This window comes from Acidimicrobiales bacterium, assembly GCA_016794585.1.
GTDB lineage: Bacteria > Actinomycetota > Acidimicrobiia > Acidimicrobiales > DATDAH01 > JAEUJM01.
Genome location: JAEUJM010000038.1, coordinates 1 through 2,683 on the forward strand (window position 1 = coordinate 1; position 2,683 = coordinate 2,683).

Here is a 2,683-nt window from a genome sequence, read left to right on the forward strand (position 1 = left end):
CCACCGGTCTGCTTGACGTGGCGGTAGACGACCTTCTCGACGGGCTGGGTGACGGTCTCGCGGTAGGCGACCTGGGGCTTGCCCACGGTGGCGTCCACGTTGAACTCCCGCAGCATGCGGTCGACCAGCACCTCGAGGTGCAGCTCGCCCATGCCGGAGATGACCGTCTGGCCGGTCTCCTCGTCGCTACGCACCTGGAAGGTGGGGTCCTCCTCGGACAGCGAGTAGAGGGCCTTGCCCAGCTTGTCCTGATCGGCCTTGGTCTTGGGCTCGACCGCGACGTGGATCACCGGCTCGGGGAACTCGAGCTCTTCGAGCACGATCGGGTGCCCCGGATCGCACAGGGTGTCGCCCGTGCGGGTGTCCTTGAGGCCGATGCCGGCCACGATGTCGCCGGCGAAGACGGACTCGCGGTCGTCACGATGGTTGGCGTGCATCTCGAGGAGGCGCCCGATGCGCTCCTTCTTGCCGGTACGGGAGTTCAGCACCGTGCCGCCCTTGGGCAGCGTGCCGCTGTAGACCCGGAAGTACGAGAGCTTGCCGTGCGGGTCGGCCACGATCTTGAAGGCGAGGGCCGAGAAGGGCTCGTCGTCGGACGGCTTGCGCGAGAGGGTCTCCTTGCCGTGGAGGTCCATGCCCTCGACCGGCGGGAGGTCGAGCGGCGACGGCAGGTAGTCGACCACGGCGTCGAGCAGGGGCTGGACGCCCTTGTTCTTGAAGGCGGTGCCGTTGAGGACGGGCACGACCTCGTTGGCGACGGTGGCGGCGCGCAGGGCGACCCGCAGGTCCTTCGCGGTGATCTCCTCGTCGCCCACGAACTTCTCGAGGATGGTGTCGCTGTGGGCGGAGAGGACGTCCACGAGCTCGTGGCGGTACTCCTCGGCCTGGTCGGCGAGATCGGCGGGGATGTCGACGACGTCCCACTTGGCCCCGAGCTCCTCGTCCTGCCAGACGAGGGCCTTCATCTCGAGCAGGTCGATGACGCCCTGGTAGTTGCCCTCGGCGCCGATGGGCAGCTGGATCACGGCGACGTTGGCGCCGAGGCGGTCCTTGATGGAGGCGAGGGCGGCGTAGAAGTCGGCGCCCAGGCGGTCCATCTTGTTGATGAAGCACATGCGGGGCACGCCGTACTTGTTGGCCTGGCGCCACACCGTCTCGGTCTGGGGCTCGACGCCGGCGACCCCGTCGAACACGGCGACGGCGCCGTCGAGGACGCGGAGCGAGCGCTCGACCTCGACGGTGAAGTCGACGTGGCCCGGCGTGTCGATGATGTTGATGACGTGGTCGTTCCACTCGCAGGTGGTGGCCGCGGAGGTGATGGTGATTCCCCGCTCCTGCTCCTGGACCATCCAGTCCATGGTGGCGGCGCCCTCGTGCACCTCGCCGATCTTGTAGTTGCGGCCGGTGTAGTAGAGGATGCGCTCGGTCGTCGTGGTCTTGCCCGCGTCGATGTGCGCCATGATCCCGATGTTGCGCGTGCGCTCGAGTGAGGTGGGTCGGGTGGTGGACGGATCAGCCATGGGGTTTCTTCGCTCTACTCAGGTGCGTGGGTGGGTATCGGGGTCGGGTCAGATCATCTGGGGCGGAACGCACGACGACCGGGCCAGTCGGCCCGGTCGTTCGGAGGCGCACACCGGGGGGCGCACCCCCGCGTGACGGGGGCTAGGTGAGGCTCAGGGAGGACAGCAGCAGGCGCGCCCAGGTGCGGAAGGTCATCACTACCAACGATAGTGGGCGAAGGCCTTGTTGGACTCGGCCATCTTGTGGAGATCTTCCTTGCGCTTGATCGAGGCGCCGAGGCCGTTGGAGGCGTCGAGCAGCTCGTTGGCCAGGCGCTCGGCCATGGTGTTCTCGCGGCGCTGGCGGCTGAAGCCGACGAGCCAGCGGATGGCGAGGGTGTTGGCGCGGCGGGGGCGGACCTCGACCGGCACCTGGTAGGTGGCGCCACCGACTCGGCGGCTGCGCACCTCGAGGGCGGGCTTCACGTTCTCGACGGCCCGCTTCAGCGCGGCGATGGGCTCGGCGCCCGTCTTCTGCTCGACGATGGCCAGCGCGTCGTACACGATGCGCTCGGCGGTGGAGCGCTTGCCGCGCTGGAGGACCTTGTTGACGAGCTGGGTGACCACGACGGACCGGTAGATCGGGTCGGGGTTCAGCTCACGGCGCGGGGCGGGACCCTTGCGAGGCATCTCCGTCAGCCTTCCTTCTTGGCGCCGTAGCGGCTGCGGGCCTGGTTGCGGTCCCGGACGCCCGAGGCGTCGAGGGTGCCGCGGATGATCTTGTAGCGCACGCCCGGCAGGTCCTTCACACGGCCGCCACGCACGAGCACGATGGAGTGCTCCTGGAGGTTGTGGCCCTCGCCCGGGATGTAGGCGGTGATCTCCATGCCGCTCGACAGGCGGACACGGGCCACCTTGCGAAGCGCCGAGTTCGGCTTCTTGGGCGTGGCGGTGTACACGCGGGTGCAGACCCCCCGTCGCTGGGGAGCGCCCTTGAGGGCCGGGGTGGCGCCCTTCTTGGGCTTCGACTTACGGCCCTTGCGGACCAGTTGCTGCACGGTGGGCACGCGTTTACCTCAGAAGCTGTTGCTCGGGGATGACCGGCGCAGGGCGCGCACGGCCGACGGGCCATGCTACGGGCGCGCGGGGCGTGGGGACAACTCGCGGTCCGAACACGGCGAAGC

The 2,683-nt window shown here is 68.8% G+C and carries 3 protein-coding genes; all 3 read right to left on the bottom strand.

The features are described 5' to 3' along the window. A partial coding sequence (fusA, locus tag JNK12_18480; protein MBL8777931.1) for an elongation factor G occupies positions 1-1,520 on the bottom strand: 1,520 nt, incomplete at its 3' end. 198 nt (positions 1,521-1,718) lie between these two features. Continuing rightward, positions 1,719-2,189 (bottom strand): 30S ribosomal protein S7, encoded by a 471-nt coding sequence (gene rpsG / locus JNK12_18485; protein MBL8777932.1) that lies wholly within the window; start codon positions 2,187-2,189, stop codon positions 1,719-1,721. A 5-nt stretch (positions 2,190-2,194) separates the two neighbouring features. Next, positions 2,195-2,566, bottom strand: a complete 372-nt coding sequence (locus JNK12_18490) for a 30S ribosomal protein S12 (GenBank protein MBL8777933.1) — start codon at positions 2,564-2,566, stop codon at positions 2,195-2,197. Positions 2,567-2,683 lie beyond the last annotated feature (117 nt).

What these genes read in the sequence shown, in the direction of transcription:
- rpsG (MBL8777932.1), bottom strand. Translation starts at nt 2,189, where the DNA reads ATGCCTCGCAAGGGTCCCGCCCCGCGCCGTGAGCTGAACCCCGACCCG.